Below are 2,695 nucleotides of genomic sequence, written 5' to 3'. Positions count from 1 at the left end.
ATCACCGTGTCGTGCCACAGGATGCTGTTCTTCGCCTTCAGCACCCAGTGGTTCTCGTCGGGGAAATACAGCAACTTCGACGGCACGCCCCTGCGCTGCAGGGCGGTGAAGACAGAGAAGCCCTCGGTCTCCGGCAGGCGGAAGTCCCGGGCGCCGTGCACCACCAGCATCGGCGTCTTCCAGTTCTGCACGGACAGGGCGGGGGACCAGCGCTCGTAGGTGGTCCCCGGCTCCCACGGCAGCCCGCCGTTCTCCCACTCCGGGAACCACAGCTCCTCGGTCGTGTAATAGCTGGTGCGCGTGTCGAACTCGCCGTCGTGGCTCACCAGGCACTTGAACCGGTCGGTGTGCCCCGCGATCCAGTTGATCATGTAGCCGCCGTACGAGGCCCCCAGGGCGCCCATGCGGTCAGAGTCGATGAAGGGATAGGCCTGCAGGACGTAGTCGAGCCCCTTCATCAGGTCTTCATAGGGGGCGCCCCCCCAGTTCTTGCGGATGGCGTCGGTGAACGCCTGACCGTAGCCGGTGGAGCCGTGGAAATCGATCTGCACGGCGACATAGCCGGCGCCGGCATAGGCCTGCGGGTTCCAGCGGTAGTGGAAGTGGTCCGTCCAGGCCCCCTGCGGGCCGCCGTGGATCAGGAAGGCGAGCGGATACCGGGTCCCCTCGCGGAAGCCGACCGGCTTCAGGATCCACCCGTGCACCCTGTCATTCATCGCCCCCTTGAACCAGAACTCCTCCGGACGGCTCATGCCGAGAAGCGCCAGGCGGGGCGCGTTGACGCGCGTCAGGGCCCGCGCCTCGCTGCCGTCCAGCCGGCAGGTGTGGATCTCGGCGGGGGACACGAGGGAGTCCTGCGTGAAGACGAGCCGTCCCTGCGAGGTCACGGCGACGTCGTTGTTGAAGTGATCGCCGGCCACGACGGCGATCGTGCCGCGCGCCGCGTCGACGGAGAAGATCTTCCGGCGCGCCTCTTCCTCCGCGGCGACGAACAGCCGCCTGCCGTCCCTCGACCAGGCCAGCGATTCGGCCGACCGGTCCCAGGGCTCGGTCAGCGCCCGGCTCTTCCCCGAGGCGAGATCGAACAGCGCGACGCGCTGGCGATCGGCCTCGAACATCGGACGGGCCATCGCCAGGTAGGCGATCGTCCGGCCGTCGGGCGAGAATGCCGGCTGCGAGTCCTGCGCCTCGTTGGCGCAGGTCAGGCAGCGGAAGCCGCCGCCGTCGGCCGCCGCGAGGTGGATGTTGAGATCGGTCGACCAGGCGGGGTTGGCGGCCATCTTGGCGGTGAAGGCGATCGACCGGCCGTCGGGGGACCAGGCGAACTCTTCCGATCCGCCGAACGGCTTGGGCGGGCTGTCGGCGTCGGCCCCCTTCATGACGTCGATGGGCGCCCCTCCGCCCGGGGACCAGACGAAGATGTGGCTGCGCTTGCCGTCCTCCCAGGTGTCCCAGTGCCGGAAGGGGAGGCGCGTGTACACCCGCGCCTTCACCGGGTCGGCCTCGGTCTCCCGGTCGCGCTTCGCGGTGCAGGCGAGATCCGGGCAGTCGGGATAGACCTCCGCCGAGAAGGCGAGTCGCTTCCCGTCGGGCGACCATTGCGGATTGTCGACGTCCACCGGGAAGTCGGTCGCCTGCCGGGCCTCGCCGCCGGCCGGATCGATCATCCAGATCTGCGACGACCCGCTGCGGTCGGAGACGAAGGCGACCGTGCGGCCGTCCGGCGACCAGCGGGGGGAGGTGTCGTTCGCCTTCGCGGAGGTGAGCCGCCGCGGCTCTCCGCCGTCGAACCCCACGATCCAGAGGCTGGTGGAGTTCTTGTTGGCGGCGGAATCGTAGACCCGGCGGGTGAAGACCACCTGCCGGCCGTCCGGGGACGGCTGCGGGCCCGCGAGCCGCTCCATCGCGACCATGTCGCGCACCGAGAACGGATGGCGCGCCTCCTGCGCTGCGGCAGGGAGCAGGACGGCGGAACACGTCGCCGCGGCGATCGTCGCGGCAAGGAAGCGCCTTGGGCGGGGGGGAGCGGGGCATCTCATCCAGGACCTCCAGCAAGCGTCGATTGATGTGAGCGGGCCGCGCCTTTCTATAGCCATGGCGGCGGTCTGTCAAGCGGGGCGGGGGAAGCCCTCTCCCGCCACCTGAGATTGGGCATGGCTCTTCCGGCCATCCCGCGTGCAACCCGCCCCTCAGCTCGAGGCCGGGCAGGCCCTGGTGCTAGGGATTCGGTTTCTGCAGGGAATAGAGAGCAATCGACGCGATGCCAAGCAGAAGCACCGTGCCGTTCAGGAGGACCGAGCGCCGGTGCAATGAGTCGAAGCGTGCCTTGGCCCCGTCGTAAGCGGGCGTACCCTCGATGGCCGGAAGAGCCAGGCGCGCCTGCGCCGCCTGCGGCAGGACGACGCGGCCGGCGTACACGACGATCCCGGTCATCAGCCCGAGGAGGACGAGCTCGCAGGCGAGCAGGCGCCCGAAGGCCGGCTGCCGGGCGCCCAGGAGGAGACCCGAGAGGAGTCCAAGGGCGCCACAGGCTGCTCCCAGGGCGTAGTAGCGGGGGAAGATCGCCGACACCGCCCGGCCGGCCATGTCGCGCGGCAGGGCGCCGAACAGGGTCGGCGCGGTGAAGAACGAGAAGAAGACGACGCTGCCGACCCAGATCCCGAGGGCGAGGAGGTGCGCCGTTCGCAGGAGCGCG

At 69.9% G+C, this 2,695-nt stretch carries 2 protein-coding genes; both read right to left on the bottom strand.

Going from position 1 to position 2,695, the window contains the following annotated elements; translation table 11 throughout:
- Positions 1–2,039, bottom strand: a 2,039-nt coding sequence (locus VGV60_16985; GenBank protein HEV8702968.1) for a S9 family peptidase, incomplete at its 3' end; no start/stop codon positions are given.
- 178 nt (positions 2,040–2,217) lie between these two features.
- A partial coding sequence (locus tag VGV60_16980) for a DUF4149 domain-containing protein (protein HEV8702967.1) occupies positions 2,218–2,695 on the bottom strand: 478 nt, incomplete at its 5' end.

This window comes from Candidatus Polarisedimenticolia bacterium (genome assembly GCA_036001465.1).
Classification (GTDB): domain Bacteria; phylum Acidobacteriota; class Polarisedimenticolia; order Gp22-AA2; family Gp22-AA2; genus Gp22-AA3.
The sequence above is the reverse complement of the archived record's forward strand: the minus strand, read 5'-3'. Positions and strand labels throughout refer to the sequence as shown.